This window comes from Methylocystis sp. (genome assembly GCF_051061285.1).
Taxonomy (GTDB): Bacteria; Pseudomonadota; Alphaproteobacteria; order Rhizobiales; family Beijerinckiaceae; genus Methylocystis.
Genome location: NZ_JBPFEA010000048.1, coordinates 185,017 through 208,855, shown reverse-complemented (window position 1 = coordinate 208,855; position 23,839 = coordinate 185,017). Strand labels below are relative to the sequence as shown.

Genomic DNA, 23,839 nt, shown 5'->3' with positions numbered 1-23,839 from the left:
ACCAATTACTGCCATTGCAAAGCCGATGTTTTCTCGGCGGACGGATTGCTTATGCGCGAATGGACCAAAGAGAAGTATGAGGCCAAGGAAGCCGAGCGTCGCAAAAAAATAGAAAGCAGGATAAAGGGACGTTCGAGGTGTTTGTATCTTGGGCAAACAGACGCTATTGCCGGATTCACGGCTTGGCTCGCGATATTCACCGGCGTTTTGGTTTTTATAGCTGTATTGCAGTGGAATGAAACGCATAGCTCGGGAAACGATTTCGAATCCGTCCAAAAAGCTTTCGTCTACCGAGCTTCCTTCGAAAGCGGGATAATGGGAGATTTCCAGATAGTCACTGCATTCTGGAAAAATAGCGGGTCGACACCCGCAATGAGGGTTTCTCGTTGGATTAATTGGAAGGCATTCGGTGGAAAGGGGCTGCCTGACAATTATACGTTCCCCGATCTCGAAAAAGATGAGAATTACAGCTCCAGCTCCCCCGAAAGAACCGTAATGGGACCCGGACAAACTACCGGAAGTGCGGTAATGAGAATCCCTTTGCAGACTTTCAAATTGGCTAGAGAGGGAAAAATCAGAATCTTCGTTTGGGGATGGACTGAATATTTTGATGTTTTCGAAGATAGGAAAGTTCATCGCACCGAATTTTGTAACGAGCTTACGGCAACTCAAATCGGTCCTGTCAATGCGGACGGAAAAGCGCAAACCGCCATTAGTTTCCCCGAATGCGAAGGCGGTGTTCACAACGGCGCCTATTAGAACGAGCCCACACCGGGCCGCCGCGCTCACTTTGTCAGTTCTTCCGGAAGCGCAGGCGCGCATGCGAGGGATAGCGCGCGCCGAGCCAAATAAGCTCGGCTGCAAATCGGGAAATCATGCGAGTGTGGGACTAGTTGTGGGACCGACTGACATCCTGACGCGCAACTGCTTGAAAAATATTGATTAAATCCATCTGGATGGTGCCCAGGAGAGGACTCGAACCTCCACGGCTTTCACCACTGGTACCTGAAACCAGCGCGTCTACCAATTCCGCCACCTGGGCTTAGAGCGCGTCTCATAGGGGCAGCGGCCGCCTCGTGTCAATGCGCGCTTTATGCAAAACCACATGGCCGCCGAGGTCGCGGCGGCGCCCGCCTCGCGCATTTCCTTCGTCGTCAAATTTCGCTAGAGCCTTAGCGACCTTTTTTCCGGCGGAATCCGGCGCGGCGCAAGCGGAGCAAATCGCGATGATCGGCGACAATAACCAGACCATTGGCGAAGGACGGGTGGTGACGGTGTTCGGCGGCTCCGGCTTTGTCGGCCGTTATGTTGTCCGGGCGCTGGCCCGCGACGGCTGGCGCGTGCGCGTCGCCTGCCGGCGGCCGGACCTTGCCTTCTTTCTTCAGCCGCTCGGCCGTGTTGGCCAGGTGATGGCGGTGCAGGCGAATGTGCGCAGTCCGGAGTCGATCGCGGCGGCCCTGCGCGGCGCCTCGGCGGTGGTTAATCTCGTGGGCATCCTTGCTGAAACCGGCGCGCAGAAATTCTCGAGCGTGCAGGCGGGCGGCGCGCGCGTGATCGCCGAGGCGGCGAAAGCCGCCGGCATCGATAATGTCGTCCACATCTCCGCCATCGGCGCCGATCCGCAGTCGCGTTCGGCCTATGGCCGAAGCAAGGCGGAAGGCGAAGCCGCCATGCTTGCGGCGGTTCCTTCCGCGGTCATCCTGCGCCCTTCTGTGATTTTCGGGCCGGAAGATGATTTCTTCAACCGCTTCGCCACCATGGCGCGCTACTTTCCCCTCGTGCCGATCGTCGGCGCCGAGACGAAATTCCAACCGGTCTATGTCGGCGACGTCGCCGACGCGGTGGCGATCGCGCTCGCCGGCCGCGCCAAGCCGGGCGTCGCTTATGAACTCGGCGGTCCGGAGGTCAAAAGCTTCGCGGAGATCGTCGATTATGTTCTAAAGGTGACGCAGCGCCAGCGCCGCCTCCTGAAACTCTCCTTCGGCGCCGGCAAGCTTATGGCCAGCGTGACGCAGCTGCTGACCAAGCTTTCGCTGGGACTGTTCCCGACGCTCTTGCGCATGACGCGTGATCAGGTCGAATTGCTCAAACGCGACAATGTCGTCAGCGATGCGGCGAAGGCGGAAGCGCGCACCCTCCAGGGGCTGGGAATCGCCGATCCGCAATCGATCGAGTCGATCGTTCCCACCTATCTCTATCGCTTCCGCAAAGTGGGGCAATATCAGACGCAGCGGCTGGGCGAATCCGCCTCGCGTTGACGACGTCGCTTCCGAGCTAGCGTCGGCGGGCGGACTGCGCCGTTTCTCCGCGCGGGCTTGGCGGCAGCATCCGATGGATGCGGGTCATGAAGGCGACGGCAAAGAGCGGCGTCAGCACGTTCAGTCCCGGCGTCGCGACGAAGACGGCGATGAACAGTCCGGCGACGAAGAGCCGCAGCGCATGGCGACGGCGCAACTCTTCCGATTCTTGTAGCGAACGAAAGCGCGTCGCGGCGAAGAGAAAATATTCGCGACCGAAGAGATAGGCGTTGGCGAGCAGAAAGGCCGCGGCGTTTATTCCCGGCACGAAGAGCAGCAGCAGCGCGAAAAAATTGACGACCGCCGAAATCCCCGCGAAGCGCAGGCCCATGAAAATCGCCTGGGTCGCCGGAATGGCGCGACCGTGTTGTCCCGGCGGATAGAGGTCCGCTTCGACATGATCGGCGAGATCGTCGAGGAATAATCCCGAAACCAGCACGGAGACGGGGGCGATGAGAAACGCCATCAGGAAGAACAGTCCGGCGCCCATCGCATAGGTGAGAGCCGTCTGCAGCCAAGGATGCTCGACCATCACGAAGGACATAGCGAGCTTATCGAGACCGACCCAGGCCAGCGCCAGCAGCAGGAAGGTCATGCCCAGACTCTTGACGAGGACCGCCCGGAACGGCGGCGTCACGATCTGGCGCAGCGCCGCCAAAGCGGCTTCGAACATTTCGGTCATAACGAGTCAAACACCTGCATCAATCACGGCGAGTCGCGCCGCAGAATCGGCGAGCGCGCTGCGGCCGCCATCCAGATGGCGTTTCGCAGCGCGCGACGCAAGAGCCGCGCGGGGTCAGAGGTCTGTCGCTATGTGCTGAGATGCGCGCCGAGATTTTCGAGGCCTTTCTCGAACTGATCGCCGATCATCTTGTCGCGGCTGACGAAGATGTTCATCGCCTTGCTGGCGAGACTGGCGTTGCCGGACATGCTCCAAACGACATGAGTCTTATGCGCCGCAGAATCGCCGCCCAAACCCAGCGTGCGCGCGAGCCAGCGACCTTTCGTCAGTTCGCCGTCAGGAGCGAGAAAAAAGGTCACGTCATTGGCCGCGGCGAAGGGCTTACGCATATCGAGTCTGAGATCGACGCGCTCGCTCGGCCGACTGTCGACGATGGTCATGCGCCCTGCGCCGACATTCTTGTCGCCCGCCCATTCGAAGGCGGCGCCGGGACCGGCGGCGGGTCCCTCGTAACGGGTTTCAGCGCTTGGATCGAGTTTCGCCCAGGGCGACCAAGATTCCCAATTGCGCAGATTGTTGATCGCCGCGAAAACCTTGCGCGGCGGCGAATTGATGACCGCCTCTCGCCGCACGACGAAACTATCCGGCTGAAGATAAATGGCCAACGCAAGCAAAGCGGCGCCATAGCAAATGACGATAAATAGCAAGGTGGCCATGAATCTCCTCCAATGCCTGCGCGACAAGAGCTCGCGACAGAACTAGCGCGCCGGGCTCAGGCTTCAAACGATTTGACCCGTCCGGATCAGCGCGCTCGCGCGCGCTTCCTCGATTCGGAAAGTGACATCGCCGCCGCGCGCCGCCGCAGCGACGAAGAAACCCGCGCGCCGCCATTGCGCAACGCCGTAGCTCTCGTCGGGACCGCTGCTAACGGCGAGCGGCGACAGGCTCACGACAAAGCTGTCGAGCCCGCCCGCCAGGCCGCGCCCGTCCGCCTTCAAGACAGCCTCCTTGAGAGTCCAGATCGCAAAGAAAACTTCGCTCTGCGACTCCGGATCGGATTGGGCGCGCACGATCGCCGCCTCTTCGGGCGCAAAGAAGCGCTCGGCCACCTTCAGCGCGTCTCGCGGCTTGAGAAACGACTCGACGTCGACGCCGACGTCGCGTCCCGACGCGATCGCCGCAGCGGCCATGCCGCGGGTATGCGACAGGCTGACGTCAAGGCCGGCGCGCGGCGACAGCAGGAAGGGCTTGCCGTGCGGCGTCGCGCCAAATCGCCACGCGGCGGGCGCAACCCATGTCGCGCGCTCGGAAAGGCTTGCGCGCAACAGCGCATGCGCGGCGACATAGGCGCGGCGATCGGACTCGAAAGCGAAACGCGCCGCCCGCGCTGTTTCGGCTTCATCGAGAAGCGCAGCGAGCTTCGGCCATTCGTCGGCGGCGATCTGCGCGACGTCGATGATGAACACATCGACGAAGGCGGCGGACGTCTCAGCGTCGGCCGACGTCAGGAGACCCCGAGCTTCTTTTGCAGATTGGTCGAGGATGTCGTGTATTGGAACAGAAGCTTCTTGTCGGGATAGACGTAACGATGGGCCTTCTGCGCGGCGAGCGCGACCTCGTGGAAGCCCGAAAGGATGAGCTTCAATTTGCCGGGATAAGAGTTGATGTCGCCGACGGCAAAAATGCCGGGATGGCTCGTTTCGAATTTCTCGGTGTCGACGGGAATGAGGTTTTCATTGAGCTGAAGCCCCCAATCGGCGACGGGGCCAAGCTTCATGGTGAGGCCGAAGAACGGCATCAGGCGCTCGCAGGCGAGCTTCTCGACGACGCCGTCATTACCCTTGAGAATCGCGCTCGCGAGTTCGCCATCCTCGCCTTCGACCGCGGTGATCTGGCCGAGCTTGAAGTCGATCTTGCCCGCCGCCACGAGCTCCTGCATCGCCGAGACGGAATGCGGCGCGGCGCGGAACTGGTCGCGACGATGAACGAGCGTGACGCTTTTCGCCACCGGGTGCAGATTGAGCGTCCAATCGAGCGCCGAGTCGCCGCCGCCGACGATGACGACGTTCTTGTCGCGGAAGTCCTCCATGCGGCGCACGGCGTAAAACACCGACTTCCCCTCATAGGACTCGATCTTCGGGATCGGCGGCTTCTTGGGCTGGAACGATCCCCCGCCGGCGGCGATGAAGACGACCTTGGCGTGGAAAATTTTTCCCGCGTCGGTGCTGAGGCGGAATTCCGGCTTTTCGGCCGTTCCCAGCGACACGAGCGTCTCGACCATTTCGTTGAAGTGAAAGGTCGGATGAAACGGCTCGATCTGCTTCAGGAGATTGTCCGTTAGCTCCTGGCCGGTGCAGACCGGCAGGCCGGGAATGTCATAGATCGGCTTTTCGGGATAGAGTTCCGAGCACTGGCCGCCGGCGCGCGGAAGAATGTCGATGACATGCGCCTTGATGTCCAACAGGCCAAGTTCGAACACCGAAAAAAGACCCGCCGGGCCGGCGCCGACAATGACCACATCGGTTTCGATCGCGGCTTCTTTAAGCTGGTTCATCGTCAATTCCCGACTAAATCCTCAAACGCGGAAGATCGAAGGCGCCGTTCGCGCCGCGTGCGGGCCGCCGCCCGGCGCTGCGCGCGCGTCTTGCGCGGCGGCCGGCTTCAAATTTCGCCCCGCCGGTTCGTCTATCGCATTTGTCGAGAGATTCAAACCCGCTCGGGCGCAGTCTGGAAAAATTGCGCGTCAGCCCTGCTGGGCGGGGGTCGTTAAGACCAGCCCGTCCAGTTCCGGCCTTACGGTGATCTGGCAGCACAGCCGCGAATTCGGCTTCACGTCAAAGGCGAAGTCGAGCATATCCTCCTCCATCTGCGACGCCTTGCCGGTCTTTTCGGCCCATTTTTCATCGACATAGACGTGACAGGTGGCGCAGGCGCAGGCGCCTCCGCATTCCGCGGTGATCTCGGGAATATCGTTGCGTCGGGCTGTCTCCATCACAGTCGAGCCGACCTCGCCCTCGACGGATCGGGCTTGACCCTGGGAGTCGACGAAGGTGATCTTGACCTTTGTCGGCGCGCCGCCCCCCGGTTCCGCGCCATAGCGGGTCGCAGCATCCTCAAAGCTCATCTTCGCCATGACGCCTGTCTCTTCCTCATGCATGCTCGACTTTAGCGGCGGTCCCGACTGTGCTTGAAGCGGGAAGCCACGAGCCACTGTTCTTCCGCGCGTCGTGCGGTTGCGCCGCCAGCGCTGCCCAAATTGTCGCCGTTCAGTTAGCACCCGTCCGTTTGCGGCGCTAGCCCCTCCCAGCGCGCGCGACCCCAGGCCACATTCGATGAATTCACCGGCGAAGGCCGAAAGAGGCGCGCATATGACAGACATCGCTTTAAGCTTCCGGAACGCCGATGGCGCGCTGCGGTCCGAGCTGACCGGCTGTCTCGATTTCATGAACGAAACGCCTTTTTTCCAGCGCTACAAGCAGGAGACCTGGGACGCGCTGCAAATATCCGGCAACAGCAAGATATTGGACGTCGCCTGCGGCGTCGGCTTCGACGTCATCGGACTCGCGCGGCGCTTCCCGCGCGCCGACGTCTTCGGGCTCGATTCGGCGCATGGCTTTCTCGGCCTGGCGCGCGAGCGGGCGCGGGGGCTTCCCAATGCGCTTTTCGTCGGCGGCGACTCCCGCCGCCTGCCCTTCGGCGATCGCCAGTTCGACGGCGTTCGAATCGACCGCTCCTTGCAGCACATCAGCGCCCCCATCGAGGCGCTGCGCGAAATGGTCCGGGTGACGCGCAGGGGCGGCAGAATCGTCGTCGCCGAGCCCGATTGGGGAACATATTTCGTCTACAACGGAAAGCTCGAAACCGGGGCGAAGCTGGCGGGACGATGGGAGAAGTCTTTCGCCAATCCTTACATCGGCCGAGAGATCGGCGTTCTGCTGCAAAAGTGCGGCGTCGAAAACATCGACTGCAAGGCGCATGCTCTGATCGTCAGAAGCCTCGACGCGGCGGAGGTCATCTTCGACCTCACGCGCGTGACGGAGAACTGCGTGTCCGCGGGCGTCTTGACGCGAGACGAGGCGGAAGACTGGTCGAGCGCGTCTAAAGCGGCGTCCCAAAGCGGCGCGTTTCTCGCGTGCCTGAACATCATGCTGTGGGACGGTTCGATCCCGGACTGAGCGATTGCGCCCTGCCGGCGTCGCTACAGCCGGGCGCGCGTCCATTGGCCAATGCGCAGCGCGATACGCGCCGCCGCCTCACCGAGCGCCCGCGCGGCCGGCGAGCCGGTGTGTTCCGGCGCCGGCGTTTCTTCGACAAAGATCCGCGCCGCTTTCGCCCGGCCGCCGACCGAGTCGACGAGCTGGACGGAAACTTCAATGACGGCGAGATTGCGGGCGACGTCGACCTCGAAACGCCGCACATCCGTCTGCAGTATTGTTTGCCCGCCAAAGTTGGCAGAGGCTGAAAGACCGCGCTGCTGCAGCGCTTCGATCAGGCGGCGCTGGAAAAGACGCGGCATCGGATCCGACCACTGCACGCCGGGAAGAACGGCCACGCTGTCGTCGCCGGCGCGAACCACGATGCGATCTGAGGAGGTCGGAGCGAGCGCAGCGGGTTCGGGCACGAAGACCGCGGGGCCGCCCCGCAAGGCGACGCTTCGCAAAACGCCCGCCTCGGTCGTCAGATCGAACGTCTCGCGCGGCGCTTGGGCGCAGGCGGTCACGAGAAACGCAAGCGATGCGATCGCCGTGGCCTGCGCGACCTTTCGTTGCGTCGTAGCGGACGCCTCCAGTTTCATGCCGACCCGTCGCCCCATTTCGCCCGCGCGCCCCGTCGGGCGCGACGTCCTTCTAAACGATCCGCGCATCGGCTCAAAGCCACGCCTTGGATTGATTTAGCGGCCTTGATACTCCGGCACGGACTGGGACGGCCCGAAGATGAATTGTGACGGGTTTTTCTCGACCGAACGCAGCGTGCGATCGAATGAGTCGACCGCCTTGCGCCCATCCACTGCAAGCTGTTCATATTCGCGCAGCCCCGTCGCGGCGAAACGGTTGATGCGTTCCGAAGCCCCGGCGATATTGCCGGTGATCGCCTTGATCTGCTTGGGATCAATCGCCTTAATCGTCTTTTCGCCGGCCGCGAGGACCTTATCGAGCCGCGCCGCCACCGGCTTCATCGACTGCGCAATATCGGATGCGTCGCGGATGAAGCTTGTGATCGAAGCGGAGTTGTCGGCGAGAGTCTTGCTGACGATTTCAGCGTTTTTGAGCGTCGCGGTGATGGCCGGACCGTTATCGTCAATGAGCTTGTCGAGTTTCGTGAGGAGTTCAGCGGCCTTCGTCGATAGGCTCTGAACATTGACCAGCAAATTTTGGATTTCGGAGCGCTCAGCCTGAATTTGGGGATATTTCTGGCCGACTTGCGCCGTCAGAGCCGGCGCGCCGGGCGTGCCGCCGACGAGCAGGACGTCGGAAACGCCCGTAAAGCCCCGCGTCTCGAGACGCGCGCGCGTGTCCGTCTTGACCGGCGTTCTGCTGTCGATCCTGACGAGCACGTCGACCTTGCTCGGATCTTGTTCAGAAATGCCAAGATGCGTGACCTCGCCGACTTTCACGCCGTTGAACAGCACCGAGGACCCGCGGGTCAGCCCTGAAACCGCGGTGAAGACGATCTGGAAAGTGTCCTGCCGGCCAAGCTGGCTCGGTCCGGAAAACCAGTAGACGAAGAGAAAGGCGGCGAAGGCGACCGCCAGCGTGAAAGCGCCGATCAGGGCGTAGTTGGCGCGGGTTTCCATTGTTCGTCCTTCTGCTCAACGCGCGCCGCAGTCAGTCTGCCGCCGCGCACGCCGTGGAAATAGGCTTTCAGCCACGGGTGGTCGGACGCGAGCAAGGTTTCCAGCGGCCCTGCGGCGATGACCCGACCTTCAGCGAGCGCGGCCACCCTGTCGCAGATAGAATACAGGCTGTCGAGATCGTGCGTCACCATAAACACGGTCAGCCCGAGGGTCTGCTGCAGCGTGCCGATCAGCGCGTCAAATTCGGCGGCGCCGATCGGATCGAGTCCCGATGTCGGCTCATCCAAGAACACAAGCTCGGGATCAAGCGCCAAGGCGCGCGCCAGGGCCGCGCGCTTCACCATGCCGCCTGACAATTCTGACGGAAATTTGTCCGCGGCGTCGGGGCTGAGGCCAACAAGCTCAAGCTTCAGCAACGCCAGCTCGTCCATCAGTCGCTCGGAGAGGTCGCGCGTTTCGCGCATCGGCATCTGAATATTCTGCTTCACCGTGAGGCCGGAAAACAGCGCGCCGTTCTGAAATAGCACCCCCCATCGCTGTTCCAAGGCGCGCCGCTCGAGCGGCTGCAGCATGTCACGATTTTGTCCAAAAACCTGAACGGAGCCGCTCCGCGTGGGCGTGAGTCCAAGTATCGTGCGGGTGAGAACCGATTTTCCTTGGCCGGAGCCGCCGACGACGCCGAGCACCTCGCCGCGGTAAACGTCGAGATTTAGCCCTTTGACGATGGTTTTATCGCCAAAGCCGACCACGAGATCGCGCACGCTGATAATGACGTCGCGGTTCGGACGCGGTTGAGCGTCGTTGGCGTCAGCCGAGGAACTGGTCATCGCCGCGCTCAATAGTCGATCGCCGCGAAAAATACGGCGAACACCCCATCCATCACAATGACCATGAAGATCGATTTCACGACCGACGAGGTGACCTGCCGGCCAAGCGACTCGGCGGAGCCCTGCGTCGCGAGTCCGTCCATCGACGCGATGAGACCGATCACCAGCGCCATGAAAGGCGCTTTAATGATGCCGACAAGAAACGTATGCAGCGCGATCGCTTCTTTGAGCAGTGACGCGAACGCCACCGGGCTTATCCCCCCATACCACCAGGACACGAGCAGGCCGCCAAAGAGCGCCGCTATGTCGGCGAGAAACGTCAAAATCGGCAGGGAAATCACCAGACCAAGCACGCGCGGCGCGATCAGCACCTCGAAGGGCGAAAGTCCCATCACCAGCAGCGCGTCGATCTCCTCGCGCATTTTCATCGAGCCGAGTTCGGCGGTGATCGCCGAGCCTGAACGGCCGGCGATCATGATCGAGGTGAGCAGCACGCCGAGTTCGCGCAAGACAAGGATGCCGATCAGGCTGACCGTGTAGCTGGACGCGCCGAACTTGAGCAACTGAAAGATGCCCTGTTGCGCGACGATGCCGCCAACCAGAATGTTGATCAGCACGATGATCGGGACGCTGCGAAAGCCGACCAGCTCGATTTGCGCGACGAGCGAAGTGAGCCTGAACCGCCGCGGATTGGCCGCCACATACATCATCGAGGAGACGAATTCGCCGAGAAAGCCGACGCCGCGGTAAAATTCGTGAAGCGCATCCGCGATCGATTCGCCAAAGTCCGCAAGCAGAACGAAGATGACGTTGAAACGCGGCCGCGAGGGCGCAGCGAAGGCGCGGTAATGCGTTTCTTCGAGCAGAGTCGAATATTCAGGACGCACATCTTCGAGCGTGACCGCGACGTCGCGGCGCGCCAGATCATGCCGCGCGCGATTGATCAGCCAGGCGCCGGCCGTGTCGAGTTGCGAGACTTGCGAAAGATCGATCGCGACCATGCGGTCGAGGCGGGCCTCCTCGACAATTCGACTCCCCTCCTCCTCCAGGCGCCGAGAGGCGAAGAGCGTCCAGTCGCCCGAAAGCGCAAGGCGCACGCCCGCCGCCGAGGACTGGCGCGTGACTTTGGGCGGACGCTGCATCGCCGCGACGGTCATCGGGCTTCGCTCCGCGCTGGAGTCAGTAATCGGCTCATTGATGGCGTCATCCTATCCGACGATTGTGGCGCGCCGCTGACGCGGGCCGGCGCGCAGCCGCTTGTAAAGCCGCCTCTTGCAAAAGCGTCATAACTTCGTGAATTGACGTCAGCAAGCGCGTCGGCGCACATCGCAAGCGCCGAACACAGCCGCGCGACGCGGGCGCCGGAGAGAGATTTGAAGCGAAAACTATCTGTCGCCATACAGAGTTACCCGATCGCCGGCAGCTTCGTGATTTCGCGCGGCGCCAAAACCGAAGCCGTCGTCGTGACCGCGACTTTGGTTCAAGGCGGCGGCGTCGGGCGGGGCGAATGCGTGCCCTACGCCCGCTATGGCGAAAGCGCCGAAAGCGTCGTCGCCACAATTGAAAGCGCGCGCGACGCCCTCGAAGCCGGCGCCGACCGCGCCGCTCTGCAGCGCCTGCTGCCGGCGGGGGCGGCGCGCAACGCGCTCGATTGCGCCCTGTGGGACCTCGAGGCCAAGCTTTCGGGCGTTCCGGCCCATGTCGCGGCAGGTTTCGAGGCGCTCTTGCCGCTCGTGACGGCCTTCACGATCTCGCTCGGCGCGCCCGATCAGATGCGCGCCGCGGCGGAAAGGGCGGCAGACCGCCCGCTCTTGAAAATTAAGCTCGCCGGCGAGGGCGATGAAGCGCGCCTCGCCGCGGTGCGCGCGGGCGCCCCTGATTCGGCCCTTATCGTCGACGCCAACGAATCATGGACGGCGGAAACCCTTCCCCGCCAGCTCGCCGCCTGCGCCGATCACGGCGTCTCGCTCGTTGAGCAACCTCTGCCGGCGGGCCGGGACGACATTCTCGCGACCATGCCCCGCCCCGTGCCGATCTGCGCCGACGAGAGCGTGCATGACCGCGCCTCGCTCGCGCCGCTCAAGGGCCGCTACGACGCAATCAACGTCAAGCTCGACAAGACCGGCGGCCTGACCGAAGCGCTGGCGCTGGCGCGCGCGGCGCAGGAGATGGGCTTTTCCATAATGGCGGGCTGCATGGTGGGGACGTCGCTCGGCATGGCGCCGGCCGTTCTGGTGGGGCAGATCGCCGCCTTCGTCGACCTCGACGGGCCTCTGCTTCTGGCCCGCGATCGCGTCCCCGGGCTGTCCTATGAGGGATCGACCCTCATGCCGCCGGCGCCGGAGCTCTGGGGATAGCGCGCGAACTCGCCATCTGGACTTATTGACCGGTAGCTCGGTCGTAAACTAAGTTTTAACGGATGGGGATGGGGTTCCCCCGATAACCGCCGCAAGGCTGATGACTCCTGCGAACTCGCCGCCGCCTTCTTAAGATCGTCGGCGCTGGGTAGGAGTGTCTGTTGCTTAACGAGCCCGCACCCTGTCGTGCGCCTTCCCGCCTGCGCCCTTGCCGCCTGCGCCCTTCCCGCGGGCGCATCGCCGCCTGGGGCATCGGCGCGATTCGGCGCGGGACGCCAACTCGATGGCTGTGCTGCGGAACCCCGATCGCGCTTTTTCTCGCTGGCTGCGGGCCCACGATGCCGGTAGAGCGCGCCCGATTTCTCGGCGCGCCGGCCATGGAGCGCACGCTGGCCAGATCCGGCCTGAAAGCCGCCGCTGGCGAAATGGCTTGGCCCCGCGAGGAATGGTGGCGCGCTTTTCGCAGCGCAGAGCTTGACGGCGTCATCGACAAGGCGTTGCGCGATAATCAAAGCCTCAAGAAAGCGGAAGACACTCTGCGCGGCGCGGACGCCATTGTACAGGTCGCCGGCGCGAGGCTTCTGCCGGAGGTCCAAGCGACCTTCGGCATGCGGCAGTCGCGCAACCCGCTGCATGGCGTCGTGGCCTCCTACAATCCGGCGCAGGGCGGATTGCAGAAGACCATGGCCTTTATCAATCCGCTTGCGCTGACCTGGGAGCTGGATTTCTGGCAGAAAAACCGGGCTCTGCTCGACTCGGCGATCGGCGAGTCGGCGGCGCAGGAGGCCGAATTGGAGCAGGCGCGCCTGCTGCTGACCGCCTCGGTCGCGCGCGCCTATCTGCGCGGCTACGCCGCGGCGCGCCAGCTCCAGGTCGCCAGAGCTTTGACGCGTCTGCGCCGCGATCTGGTTGCGCTTGCTGAAACCCGCTATCGCACCGGACTCGACTCCTTGGACGGGGTGCAGATCGCCCGCGCCGAATTCGAAAACGCCGTCCGGCGCGAAGCGGCCGCGCAGGCGCTGGTGACGCTGCAGAAGGATGCGCTCGCTCGGCTCATGGGCGAAGGACCCGACGCCGCGCGCGACCTTTACGCCGGCCGAAGCGCGCCAGCGCCGGCGTCGCCGCCGCTGCCACGAAGCCTGCCGCTTGAACTGCTCGCGCACCGCCCCGATCTCGCCGCCGCGCTGCGCCGCGCCGAGGCGGCGGCGGCCCGGGTTCACGTCGCCAAAACGATGTTTCTTCCCTCGATCGATCTCGCGATCACCGGCGGCTTCGAAGGCTCGGTGACCTCGACGAAGATCAGCAAACTCGCGGGCTATCTCTTCACGCCATCGGCGATCGGCTACGCGGTCTCGCCCGGACTGCGCCTGCCCATTTTTCAGGGCGGCCGCCTGAGTGGAAATCTGGAGTTTCAGCACGCCGATTATGATCAGGCGGTGGACTCATATAATGAGACGCTGCTGCAAGCGGCGCAGCAGGTCGCCGACGCTATCGCCAATCTCAAGCGCGCGCGCGCTGAATATGAGGCGCAAAGCCGCTACCTGCGTGTGGCGCGCGTGCAATATGAGCTCGCGCAATCGCGGCTGCGCGACGGCATTAAGGATCGCCGCGAAATCGTCGCCGAGCGCGTTGATCTTCTTGAGTCCGGCTTCGCGCAGCGCGCGCTTGAAGGCGACAGGCTGATCGCCGCCGTCGACTTGTATCAGGCGCTGGGCGGCGGCTATGCCGATGGTCCGCCGCTGGCCGCGCCGAAGCCGGCGCCCGAATCCGACCCTTTGACGCCGGCCGTCGAGACGATCCAGTCGCTTGGCGGCGGCTGAACGCGCCACGCCTCTATCAGAAGAACGCGAACCCCATCGATGGCGCTATCCCGCAAAAGCATCCGCTCCCGCAGAGAATTTCTGCTCAAGATCGTCATTGCGGCGGGTCTTGTCGGCGCGCTGATCGCTTTCTCGCGATGGTATTTTTACGACCGCGACTGGGTGACGACGGACAACGCCTTCATCACCGGCAACATCATCCCGGTTCAGGCGGACGCGACGGGAGTCGTGGCCGCCGTGCTCGCGGAAGAAACGCAGCTCGTCAAGAAGGGCGACGTGCTCGTGCGCCTCGACGGCCAACGCGCAAGAGCGGCGCTCGCACAGGCGGAGGCCGAACTCGGCCGCGCGGTTCGCGCCGTCGGCGCGCTTTACGCGCAGCGCCGACAGGTCTGCCAAAAGGTCATTTCCCGCGCCGCGCTTCGCGACAGGACGCGCCACGATCTCGCAAGATACCGCGAGGCGACGCTGAGCGGCGCCGCCTCGCGACAGGTGCTGCAGAATACCGAGGACCAGCTCGCCGCGTTGGAAGCCGATCTGCGGGAAGCGCAGGCGGAATATCAGTCGGTCGAGGCGCGCGTCGTCGGCGTGACGCGGATGAATCATCCCGACATCGAAGCCGCCAAGGCGCGATACAACGACGCTTACGTCGAGTTCGTGCGCCAGAACATTCGGGCGCCGGCGACCGGCTATGTCGCCAAGCGCAGCGTTCAGGTCGGCAGGCGGGTGCGCCCCGGCGACGCCATTCTCAATATCGTGCCGCTCGACCATCTCTGGGTCGAAGCGAATCTCTGGGAAAACAGGATGGCCAGGGTTCGCCCCGGGCAGCCGGCGACGATCAAGGTCGATCTCTATGGATCGGAACACATCTACCACGGACAAGTGGCGGGGCTCGTTCCGGGCTCCGGCGCCGTTTTCGCCGCTCTGCCCCCCGATAACGCGACCGGCAACTTCATTCGAATCGTTCAGCGCATTCCGGTGCGCATCGCCCTGCGGCCGGACGAACTCCAGAAACAGCCCTTGCGTCCTGGCCTGTCGACGGTCGCCTCGATTGATGTGTCCGGCCCGCTGCAATCGCCGAATCACTCGATCGTCAAGACGACGACGAATGAATATCTGACCGACGTCTATGACAAGGATCTCGCAGATGCGAAGGCGCGCGCCGACAAGATCGTCAAGGATAACGCCATAGGCGCGTCGAACGACGGCGGCGCCTGCACAGCCGCCGAATAGACTGTGCACGGTTAATTTCGATTCGCGCTTGCCTTTTTGAGCGAGTCTCTTGGCGAGACTAGGATCACGCCGTAAGATTCGGTTCGGATATTTTGATGATCTGATGGGGAGAGCAAGCATGCCGGACGTCAGCGCGAAAACGCCGGCGGGCCAATCTTCGCCAGCCCTTTCGCTCGATCCGGCGCAGGTCAGAATCTCGCAGCGCCTTGAGACGCTGAAGACGACAGAGAGCGGCCTCACCGCCGCCGAAGCGGCGCGGCGGCTCGCGGAATACGGCCCAAACGCGCTAGAGGACAAGACGGAAAGCAAGTGGCGCCGTCTGCTCAACTATTTCTGGGGGCCGCTGCCGTTCCTCATCGAAGCCGCCGCCGTCATCTCCGCCGTGCGGCGGGATTGGCCGGATTTCGGCGTCGTCGCGGGTCTTCTTCTCTATAACGCCGTGGTCGGCTTCTGGCAGGACAACAAGGCGGCGAACGCGCTCGCGGCCCTAAAGAAAAACCTCGCGCCCCGCGCGCGCGTAATGCGCGACGGCGCCTGGACGACGATCCCGGCCGCCGAACTGACGCCGGGCGATATTGTCAGCGTCGCCGCGGGCCAGATCATCCCCGCGGATCTCCTGCTCATTGAAGGCGATTATTTGAGCTGCGATCAGGCGGCGCTCACCGGCGAATCGCTGCCCGTCTCCAAGAAAATCGGCGACGACGCCTATGCGGGCGCAATTGCTAAACAAGGCGCCATGACTGGCGTGGTCACGGCGACGGGCGAGCGCACCTTCTTCGGGCGCACGGCGAAGCTCGTCGGCGCCGCCGGCGCGGTTTCGCATTCGCAGCGCGCGGTGACGGAGGTCGGCGACTTTCTCCTCGTGCTTGCATTTTTTCTGGCGCTGATCCTCGTCGGCGCGCAGCTCTATCGGGAAGTCATCGCGCCGGACGACTGGAGCTGGGATCGCGTCGGCTCCATCGCCCAATATGTGCTGGTGCTGCTGATCGCATCGATTCCGGTCGCGCTGCCGGCGGTCATGTCCGTGACGATGGCGATCGGCGCCTATGCGCTCTCTTTGCAGAAGGCCATTGTTTCGCGCCTGAATGCGATCGAGGAGCTTGCCGGGGTCGACGTGCTGTGCAGCGACAAAACCGGCACGCTGACGATGAACAAGCTCACGGTGCAAAGCGCCATTTCCTATGGCGCTTTCAAGAGCGACGACGTGTTGCTCTTCGCTGCGCTGGCGACGCAAAAAAGCAGCGAAGACGCGATTGACCTCGCCGTGATGGCGGCGCTGCCGGCGCATGATGCGCTCGACGCCTTCAAGCAGAAGGCGTTCACGCCGTTCGATCCCGTCAGCAAACGCACCATCTCGACGGTCGCCGACGCCTCTGGCGGCGTTCGCCATTACGCCAAGGGGGCGCCGCAGGCGATATCCGCGCTCGTGCGGCCCGATTCGCAGACTCTGCAGCGCTATCAGAACGAGGTGGCGGCGCTCGCCGTCAAAGGCCAGCGCGCGCTGGGCGTCGCCATGTCGGAAGATGGCGCGCGGTGGCAACTGGTCGGATTGATCTCGCTGATGGACCCGCCGCGCGCCGACGCCAAGACGACAATCGCGGAGGCGCGCAAGCTCGGCCTGGAAGTCAAGATGGTGACCGGCGATGACGTCGCCATCGGCGATGAGATCGCCGCCCAGCTCGGCATGGGCTCGCATCTTCTCGTCGCGAGCGATGTCTTCAAAGGGGACGTCAAGGCCGGCGCTCTGCCGCGCAGCGTCGTCGACGCGGTGGAGCGGGCCGACGGATTCGGCAGAGTGTTCCCGGAACACAAATATGAGATCGTCAAGGCGCTTCAGTCGGTCGGCCATATCGTCGCGATGACCGGCGACGGCGTAAATGACGCGCCGGCCCTGAAACAAGCCGATTGCGGCATCGCCGTCAGCGGCGCGACCGATGCGGCGCGAAGCGCCGCCGCATTGATCCTCACGGCGCCCGGACTTTCGACCATCGTCAATGCGATCCGCGTGTCGCGCCAGATTTTCCAGCGCATCGAGAGCTATATTTACTATCGGATCGCCATGACGCTCGACATCATGATCGTCGTCGTCGCGTCGATCGTGTTTTTCGACTTTCAGCCGCTCACCGCCATCATGATCGTCGCGCTCGCGCTCCTCGACGACATCCCGATCATGACGATCGCCTACGACAATGTCCCCGTCGCGCCGCAGCCGGTCAGATGGGACATGCACCGCATCTTCATTTTCGCTTCACTGATGGGACTGATCGCGGTCGCCGAGACTTTCGGGTTTTTGCTGATCGGCATGCGCTGGACGCTCGACGATACGCTGCAGACGATGATCCCGATCGATCCCGGCCAGCTCCAGACCCTACTGTTTCTCCAACTCGCCGTCGGCGGCCATCTGCTGCTCCTCAGCGTGCGCACCAAAAAAGCGATTTTTGCGCCGCCTTATCCCAGCGCCAGACTCTTCTGGGCGATCGCGGCGACGCAGGTCGTCGCCGTGTTGCTCTGCCTCTTCGGGGTCGGCGTCGACGCCGTTCCCGGCGCGGCGATCGTCGGCGTGTGGCTTTACTGCCTGCTCTGGGTGGTCATGGCTGAGATTGTGAAGATGATCTACTGGCGTCTGGCCGGGCGGCGCGACAAGCACCTGACGGCGAGCCGCGTCGCTCTCGCCGGTTGAACGAGAGCGACGAGACGAAGGAGGCGGAGCACATGAAATTCGTCAAGAAGTTCCGCGTCGAACCCGGCTCGGACGTCAATCTTGGATCAATCGACCCGGGTTTTCATGGCGACTATGCGAATGACGCCGAAGCGGCGCAGGAGTTGCAGCGCCATCTTGCGCGCATCACCGAGCTGCAGCGCAAACTCTACGCCGACCGCACGCATTCTCTGCTGATCGTCTTGCAGGGCATCGACAGCGCCGGCAAGGACGGCACCTGCTGGCATGTCATCAGCGCCATGGACCCGCAAGGCGTGCAAGTGACCGGGTTCAAGCAGCCGACTCCCGAAGAACAGGAGCACGACTTTCTGTGGCGCGTCCATCCGCATGCGCCGCAGCGCGGCTACGTTTCGATCTTCAATCGCTCGCATTACGAAGACGTGCTCGTCGTGCGCGTGCATAAGCTCGCGCCAAAAGAGGTGTGGAAGCCGCGCTATGATTTCATCAATGAATGGGAAAAGCTGCTCACGGTAGAAAACAAGACGACGATTCTGAAATTCTTTCTCTACATCTCCAAAGAAGAACAGCTCAAGCGCTTCAAGGCGCGGCTCGACGATCCGGCGAATCAATGGAAGATCAGCGCCAGCGACTATTCCGAGCGCCAAAAATGGGACGATTACATCAAGGCCTTCGAGGCGGCCCTGTCGCGCTGCTCGACCGAACATGCGCCCTGGTTCGTCATCCCGGCAAATCACAAATGGTTTCGCAATCTGGCGGTTTCCAGCATCATCGCCGATACGCTCGACGGTCTTAATCTGAAGCTGCCTAAGCCCTCCGTCGACATCGACGAAATCCGCAAGCTTTATCAACAAGCAAAGAACGACGAGGAACGGAGCAAGGCCGGGTGACGGCCTCGCCATTGAACGCCGCCTCGGTCTTTTCCGCGCTCGACGAAGCGCCGATGACATGGCGCCATTACGCCTATTGGCTCGCAGCGAGCGGCGGCGCCTTTCTGGACGGCTTCTCAGTGTCCGGATTGGGCGTCGCGCTGCCGCTGCTCAAGCGCGACTTTCCGATCAGTCCGCTTTTCGTCGGCCTGATTGGATCGGCGCTGGTGCTCGGCGCGGTCGCGGGGTCGGCGCTCGGCGGCATCGGCGCGGACAGATTCGGCCGCAAGCGCATCTTCATCGCCGACATGGCGATCATCGCGCTCGCGTGCTTTATCGGCGCGGCGGCGCCGAACGCCCGCGTCATCCTGCTGTCGCAGTTCCTGCTTGGCGTTGGCGTCGGCATCGATTTTCCGACGAGCGGCGCCTATGTGTCGGAGCTCATGCCGCGCGCGACGCGCAACAGAATGACGGTTGCGACGATCGCCCTGCAGTCGGTCGGCATGGCGGCGGCGGCTCTCGCCGGCCTCGCCATTTTGAAGCTAAGGCCCTCGACGGAAGACTGGCGGCTGCTGTTCGGCGCCGGCGGCGCCATCGCGCTGCTTTTTCTAACTGCGCGCCTATGGGCGCCGGAAAGCGTGCGCTGGCTGGTGGCGCAGGGGCGGATCGGCGAGGCAAGGGCGCTGCTCAGGACGTTATTGGTCGAGTTCGGCGAGAAGCCCGAGAACCTCGGCGCCAAACCGGTCGCCCTTGCGGCGTCGAAGCGGGCTTCCGCGCCCAAGGCGCAGGACGTCGGCTATTCAGCGTTGTTCAGCGAAGCCTTTCGCGCCCGCACGATGCTCGTCTCCTTGCCGTGGATGCTGATGGACGTCGCGACCTACGGCGTCGGCCTGTTCACGCCCGTCATTCTCGGCGCCATGCATCTTGGCGCCGCCGACGCGGGCTCGCTCGCGGCCGATTTCGCCGACGCGGAAGGCAGCGCCATCGTCGACGCTTTTCTGATCATCGGCTTTGTGGCGAGCCTCTGGGCGGTTCCGCGCTTTGGCCGGATCACCATGCAGGTCGCGGGATTTAGCGGCATGGGGCTCGGCATGCTGCTGTTGCTCTTCGCCGCGATGTCGGACAATGGCGCGAATGCGCATCTCGCCTTCGTCATCGGCGGCTTCATGCTGTTCAATTTCGCGATGAACGCCGGCCCCAACGCCACGACCTTCACCCTCGCGCCGACGCTTTTCCCGACGACCATTCGCGCCTCGGCGAGCGGCTTCGCGGCGGCCAGCGCCAAGGTCGGCGCCACTTTCGGCACGTTCGTGGTGCCGCAGCTGCAGGCCGGCTGGGGACTGACGGGCGTCGTCGCCCTGATGGTCGCCGTCAGCGTCGCGGGGCTGGTGACGACGGCCGGCCTGGCGCATGCGGTCAATGAGGAGGGAGCGCTCGAGGAATAGCCGAGGCGGCGCTATTGCAGATGCGCGACCAGCGTCCAAGCGCCGAGAAAAATGATCATGACGAGGCAGACCGCCGCGAGGACGATGAGGATCGCCTTATTGGCGACGCGCTGATCGTCCCTTCGCATTCGCGATTCTCCGACGGCCCGAGATCGGCGCGATTCATTCAGGCGGAGCGGGCAAGCCCGCGTCACGCGCCGAAAAAGATCACGCGCAGATAATTGGTGTAGTCGCCTTCCCACGCCATCATCGCCATCAGAACCAGCACCGCCATCGGCGGCGCCAGAATGGCGACGACCAGCGCCAGCCGCTCCCATGCCATGTGCATGAAGACGGCGACGATGAGCCCCGCCTTCAGCAGCATGAACAGGACGATCAGGAACCAGCGCAAATAGCCCTGAAAGTCGAAATAATCGACGAGATAGGAGCAGGCGCTCAGAAAGAAGAGCAGCCCCCACACCAGAAGATAGAGCTTGATCGGATGCTGTTGGCCATGCGCCTGCGCCGCGGGCTGCGCCGCTTGCGCGACATGAACATGGCTATGGGTCGTATCGTCCGTCGTCGCCGTCATCATTTCCCCCTGTCGGAGACGTCACCACAGATAGAAGAATGCGAAGATGAAGACCCACACAAGATCCACGAAGTGCCAATATAGGCCCATGATCTCGACGATCTCGTATCGGCCCTTGCGACTCGTGAAAAAACCGCGCCGTCCGACGTCATAATCGCCGCGCCAGACGGCGCGCGCCACGATGAGCAGGAAAATCACGCCGATCGACACGTGGAAACCGTGAAAACCGGTGATCATGAAGAAGCTCGAGCCGAACTGCGCCGCGCCGAAGGGATTGCCCCACGGCCGCACGCCTTCGTGAATGAGCTTGGTCCATTCGAAGGCCTGCATGCCGACGAAGGCGGCGCCAAAGAACGCCGTCACCAGCATCAAAATCGCGGCCTTCCTGCGCTGGCGCGCATAGGCGAAGTTGACGGCCATCGCCATGGTGCCCGAGCTCGTGATGAGATCGAACGTCATGATGGCGATGAGGATGAGCGGGATTTTCTTGCCGCCGATCTCGAGAGCGAAGATTTCGCTCGGGTGCGGCCATTCCACCGTCGTGGACATGCGCACCGTCATGTAGGAAATCAGAAAGCAGCTGAAGACGAAGGTGTCGCTGACGAGGAAGATCCACATCATCGCCTTGCCCCAGGACGCGCTCTTGAAAGAGCGCTGATCCGAGGACCAGTCAGCGACCATGCCGTGCAGGCTGCTCCGCAGCGTGGGCTCAGTCGTTACATGTTCAGTCGTGACAGGCTCCGCCGTCATAGCGCGTTCCCTTTACGAAAGCAGACGCCGGCAGATGGCGCCGAAACCATCGGCCCAACCGATCAGCATGGCGAACATCAGCAACCAGACGAACAGCAGAAAATGCCAATAGATGGCGCAGAGCTCGACGCTCGTCGTCAGCGCCTTGGTGATTCGCTCGGCGCCGCGCACCTTGTCGGTGGTTCGCGCAAGCGCCACCAGACCGCCAATGAGATGCAGCGCATGCACGCCCGTCAGCAGATAGAAGAAGGCGTTGGCGGCGTTGCTCGAGGCGAAGAATCGCAGCTCGAGAAGCTCGCGCCACGCCCAGATCTGGCCGATCAGGAAAAGAGCCGCGGTTACGGCTCCGATAAGCAGCGCCGTCTTGACCCGCTCGGCGTTGGCGCGCCGGGCGGCGAAGACCGCGACCTGCAGCGCGACGCTGCTGGCGGCGAGAAGAAAAGTGTTGACCCAGAGCACGCCGGGGATCGGCGGCATCTGCCAGTCGGGCGCGTCGCCGCGCATGAAAAAGGCGGCGGCGAGCAGAGAGAACAGACAGCCGGCGACGGCGAGAAAGACCGCGAGCCCCACTCTCCCGGCCGTCGGCGGCTCGGCGCCGCCGGCGCGACGATAATGCGCGACCTCGCCTTCCTCGAGCCAGGGCGACTCCAGCACCCCCTGGCGCACCAACCACATGATCGCAACCGTGGCGATAAAGACGAAGAAGAGCCCCATGACGCTCATGGCGAACGCTCTCCTCTCACCGGCGGCGCGTTCTGCGGCAGATAATCCTCCGGCGCGCCGGGCACGCTATAGGCGTAAGGCCAGCGATAAACCACCGGCAGATTCTTGCCCCAATTGCCGTGACCCGGCGGCGTTTCGGGAGTCTGCCATTCGAGCGAAGCGGCGCGCCACGGATTGCCGCCGGCCGGCGCGCCATGCTTCAGGCTCTTGAACAGATTGTAGAAGAAGATCGACTGCGCGAAACCGACCGCCAAGGCGATGACGGTGATGACAATGTTGAGCGTGGCGGCCGACGCGGGAACGAAGGCGGTTTCGCCCATCTCATAGAAGCGCCGGGGCATCCCGAGCACGCCGAGATAGTGCATGGGGAAGAAGATCGCATAGGCGCCAAGGAAGGTGATCCAGAAGTGAATCTTGCCGAGCCGCTCGTCCATCATGCGGCCGGTGATCTTCGGATACCAATGATAGATGGCGCCGAAGATGACGAGCACCGGCGCGATGCCCATCACCATGTGGAAATGGGCGACGACGAACAGCGTCGCCGACAGCGGCACGTCGACGATGACATTGCCGAGGTAAAGGCCGGTGATGCCGCCGTTGACGAAGGTGACGAGGAACCCCAGCGCGAACAGCATCGGCGTCGTGAAATGGATGTCGGCGTGCCAGAGGGTCAGCACCCAATTATAGACCTTCAGCGCCGTCGGCACCGCGATCGCGAGCGTCGTCACCGCGAAGAAGAACCCGAACCACGGGTCCATGCCGCTGATATACATATGGTGGCCCCAGACCACCATGCCGAGCACGCCGATGGCGATGATGGCCCAGACCATCATTCTGTAGCCGAAGATGTTCTTGCGCGCATGCACGCTGATCAGATCGGAAACGATGCCGAAGGCCGGCAGCGCAACGATATAGACCTCCGGATGCCCAAAGAACCAGAACAGGTGCTGGAACAGGATCGGGCTGCCGCCGACATAGTCCTTGCGCTCGCCGAGTTCGACGAGCGACGGCATGAAGAAGCTCGTGCCGAGCGTGCGGTCGAGGAGCAGCATGACGCAGGCGACGAAGAGGCCGGGGAAAGCGAGAAGCGCCATCACGGCGGCGGCGAAGATCCCCCAAACCGTCAGCGGCATGCGCATCAGCCTCATGCCTCGGGTGCGCGCCTGGAGCACCGTCACCACGTAATTCAGTCCGCCCATCGTGAAGCCGACGATGAAGAGGATCAACGAAACGAGCATCAGGATGATGCCGTATTCGTGGCCCGGCGTGCCCGTCAGGATCGATTGCGGCGGATAAAGGGTCCAGCCGGCGCCGGTCGGCCCGCCAGGGAAGAAATAACTCGAGACGAGGACCAGGGTCGCGATCAGATAGACCCAGTAGCTGAGCATGTTGACGTAAGGGAACACCATGTCCCTCGCGCCCACCATCAGTGGAATGAGATAGTTGCCGAAGCCGCCGAGAAAGATGGCGGTAAGCATATAGACGACCATGATCATGCCATGCATGGTCACGGACTGGTAATAGACATTGGCGTCAATGAACGGGATTGCGCCTGGAAAGGCGAGCTGCAGGCGAATCACCCATGACAGCACCAGGGCCAAAATGCCGACGGTGATGGCCGTGCCGGCGTATTGAATGGCGATGACCTTGGCGTCCTGGCTGAACACATATTTCGTGATCCAGCTGTGAGCGTGATAGAGTTCGACGTCCGCCACCTCCGCCGGCGGCGGCGCGACGTTCTGTGGTACGCTGGCGTCGGTCATGGAACGATCCTCCCTTCGCCGCTATCGCGCTTCC

General features: G+C 63.1%; 22 protein-coding genes, 1 tRNA gene and 1 riboswitch. Of the genes, 9 read left to right on the top strand and 14 right to left on the bottom strand.

Annotated features, from left to right (window positions below):
* Positions 1-51: 51 nt before the first annotated feature.
* Complete coding sequence (locus tag ACR65T_RS17520) at positions 52-759, top strand: hypothetical protein (protein ID WP_434497684.1); 708 nt, start codon at positions 52-54, stop codon at positions 757-759.
* Positions 760-957: 198 nt separating this feature from the next.
* Here ACR65T_RS17520 and ACR65T_RS17515 read toward each other — a convergent pair.
* Positions 958-1,042, bottom strand: a tRNA-Leu gene (locus tag ACR65T_RS17515).
* 184 nt (positions 1,043-1,226) lie between these two features.
* On the opposite strand from ACR65T_RS17515, the gene ACR65T_RS17510 reads away from it, so the two are divergent.
* Positions 1,227-2,258 (top strand): complex I NDUFA9 subunit family protein, encoded by a 1,032-nt coding sequence (locus tag ACR65T_RS17510; RefSeq protein ID WP_434497683.1) that lies wholly within the window; start codon positions 1,227-1,229, stop codon positions 2,256-2,258.
* Positions 2,259-2,274: 16 nt separating this feature from the next.
* Here ACR65T_RS17510 and ACR65T_RS17505 read toward each other — a convergent pair whose 3' ends face one another.
* The 5 genes from ACR65T_RS17505 to ACR65T_RS17485 form a co-directional block, all read right to left on the bottom strand.
* The gene (locus tag ACR65T_RS17505; protein ID WP_434497682.1) at positions 2,275-2,979 is read right to left on the bottom strand and encodes a sulfate transporter family protein; all 705 of its coding nucleotides are present in this window, start codon (positions 2,977-2,979) and stop codon (positions 2,275-2,277) included.
* Between the two features lie 128 nt (positions 2,980-3,107).
* A complete protein-coding gene (locus ACR65T_RS17500) occupies positions 3,108-3,695 on the bottom strand; it encodes an SRPBCC family protein (RefSeq protein ID WP_434497681.1) in 588 nt (195 codons plus the stop codon).
* A 63-nt stretch (positions 3,696-3,758) separates the two neighbouring features.
* Positions 3,759-4,445: a 4'-phosphopantetheinyl transferase family protein gene (locus tag ACR65T_RS17495; RefSeq protein WP_434497680.1), complete on the bottom strand. Its 687-nt coding sequence runs from the start codon at positions 4,443-4,445 to the stop codon at positions 3,759-3,761.
* A 38-nt stretch (positions 4,446-4,483) separates the two neighbouring features.
* Complete coding sequence (locus tag ACR65T_RS17490) at positions 4,484-5,533, bottom strand: NAD(P)/FAD-dependent oxidoreductase (RefSeq protein ID WP_434497679.1); 1,050 nt, start codon at positions 5,531-5,533, stop codon at positions 4,484-4,486.
* Between the two features lie 189 nt (positions 5,534-5,722).
* Entirely contained in the window at positions 5,723-6,112 is a 390-nt protein-coding gene (locus ACR65T_RS17485; protein ID WP_210266921.1) for a 2Fe-2S iron-sulfur cluster-binding protein, read from the bottom strand.
* A 235-nt stretch (positions 6,113-6,347) separates the two neighbouring features.
* On the opposite strand from ACR65T_RS17485, the gene ACR65T_RS17480 reads away from it, so the two are divergent.
* Positions 6,348-7,154 carry a methyltransferase domain-containing protein gene (locus tag ACR65T_RS17480; RefSeq protein WP_434497678.1) on the top strand — a complete coding sequence of 269 codons (807 nt, stop codon included), beginning with the start codon at positions 6,348-6,350 and terminating at the stop codon, positions 7,152-7,154.
* A gap of 23 nt (positions 7,155-7,177) precedes the next feature.
* On the opposite strand, the gene ACR65T_RS17475 is transcribed toward ACR65T_RS17480, so the two are convergent.
* The 4 genes from ACR65T_RS17475 to ACR65T_RS17460 form a co-directional block, all read right to left on the bottom strand.
* The gene (locus tag ACR65T_RS17475) at positions 7,178-7,774 is read right to left on the bottom strand and encodes an ABC-type transport auxiliary lipoprotein family protein (protein ID WP_434497677.1); all 597 of its coding nucleotides are present in this window, start codon (positions 7,772-7,774) and stop codon (positions 7,178-7,180) included.
* 96 nt (positions 7,775-7,870) lie between these two features.
* A complete protein-coding gene (locus tag ACR65T_RS17470; RefSeq protein WP_434497676.1) occupies positions 7,871-8,773 on the bottom strand; it encodes an MlaD family protein in 903 nt (300 codons plus the stop codon).
* Positions 8,746-9,600, bottom strand: coding sequence for an ABC transporter ATP-binding protein (locus ACR65T_RS17465; protein ID WP_434497675.1), 855 nt, complete (start codon positions 9,598-9,600; stop codon positions 8,746-8,748). Before ACR65T_RS17465 ends, ACR65T_RS17470 begins: the two co-directional genes overlap by 28 nt.
* Before the next feature lie 8 nt (positions 9,601-9,608).
* Positions 9,609-10,757, bottom strand: coding sequence for an ABC transporter permease (locus tag ACR65T_RS17460; protein ID WP_434497674.1), 1,149 nt, complete (start codon positions 10,755-10,757; stop codon positions 9,609-9,611).
* Between the two features lie 216 nt (positions 10,758-10,973).
* Between ACR65T_RS17460 and dgcA the strand changes: the two genes are divergently transcribed.
* From dgcA to ACR65T_RS17430, 6 genes are all read left to right on the top strand, one after another.
* Positions 10,974-11,957 carry an N-acetyl-D-Glu racemase DgcA gene (dgcA, locus tag ACR65T_RS17455; protein ID WP_434497673.1) on the top strand — a complete coding sequence of 328 codons (984 nt, stop codon included), beginning with the start codon at positions 10,974-10,976 and terminating at the stop codon, positions 11,955-11,957.
* Between the two features lie 55 nt (positions 11,958-12,012).
* Positions 12,013-12,074: riboswitch (Fluoride riboswitch) on the top strand.
* A gap of 83 nt (positions 12,075-12,157) precedes the next feature.
* On the top strand, positions 12,158-13,777 hold the full coding sequence (locus ACR65T_RS17450; protein WP_434497725.1) for an efflux transporter outer membrane subunit: 1,620 nt from the start codon (positions 12,158-12,160) through the stop codon (positions 13,775-13,777).
* 39 nt (positions 13,778-13,816) lie between these two features.
* Positions 13,817-15,007 (top strand): HlyD family efflux transporter periplasmic adaptor subunit, encoded by a 1,191-nt coding sequence (locus tag ACR65T_RS17445; protein WP_434497672.1) that lies wholly within the window; start codon positions 13,817-13,819, stop codon positions 15,005-15,007.
* A gap of 118 nt (positions 15,008-15,125) precedes the next feature.
* Positions 15,126-17,687, top strand: coding sequence for a plasma-membrane proton-efflux P-type ATPase (locus tag ACR65T_RS17440; protein WP_434497671.1), 2,562 nt, complete (start codon positions 15,126-15,128; stop codon positions 17,685-17,687).
* A 32-nt stretch (positions 17,688-17,719) separates the two neighbouring features.
* Entirely contained in the window at positions 17,720-18,574 is an 855-nt protein-coding gene (locus tag ACR65T_RS17435) for a polyphosphate kinase 2 family protein (protein ID WP_434497670.1), read from the top strand.
* Positions 18,571-19,998, top strand: a complete 1,428-nt coding sequence (locus ACR65T_RS17430; protein WP_434497669.1) for an MFS transporter — start codon at positions 18,571-18,573, stop codon at positions 19,996-19,998. The genes ACR65T_RS17435 and ACR65T_RS17430 overlap by 4 nt, the downstream gene beginning before the upstream one ends.
* Positions 19,999-20,188: 190 nt before the next feature.
* On the opposite strand, the gene ACR65T_RS17425 is transcribed toward ACR65T_RS17430, so the two are convergent.
* From ACR65T_RS17425 to ACR65T_RS17410, 4 genes are all read right to left on the bottom strand, one after another.
* On the bottom strand, positions 20,189-20,572 hold the full coding sequence (locus ACR65T_RS17425; RefSeq protein ID WP_434497667.1) for a cytochrome C oxidase subunit IV family protein: 384 nt from the start codon (positions 20,570-20,572) through the stop codon (positions 20,189-20,191).
* A gap of 18 nt (positions 20,573-20,590) precedes the next feature.
* On the bottom strand, positions 20,591-21,250 hold the full coding sequence (locus tag ACR65T_RS17420; RefSeq protein ID WP_434497724.1) for a heme-copper oxidase subunit III family protein: 660 nt from the start codon (positions 21,248-21,250) through the stop codon (positions 20,591-20,593).
* 81 nt (positions 21,251-21,331) lie between these two features.
* Positions 21,332-22,042, bottom strand: coding sequence for a cytochrome c oxidase subunit 3 (locus ACR65T_RS17415; RefSeq protein WP_434497666.1), 711 nt, complete (start codon positions 22,040-22,042; stop codon positions 21,332-21,334).
* Positions 22,039-23,805 (bottom strand): cytochrome c oxidase subunit I, encoded by a 1,767-nt coding sequence (locus tag ACR65T_RS17410; protein ID WP_434497665.1) that lies wholly within the window; start codon positions 23,803-23,805, stop codon positions 22,039-22,041. Before ACR65T_RS17410 ends, ACR65T_RS17415 begins: the two co-directional genes overlap by 4 nt.
* Positions 23,806-23,839 lie beyond the last annotated feature (34 nt).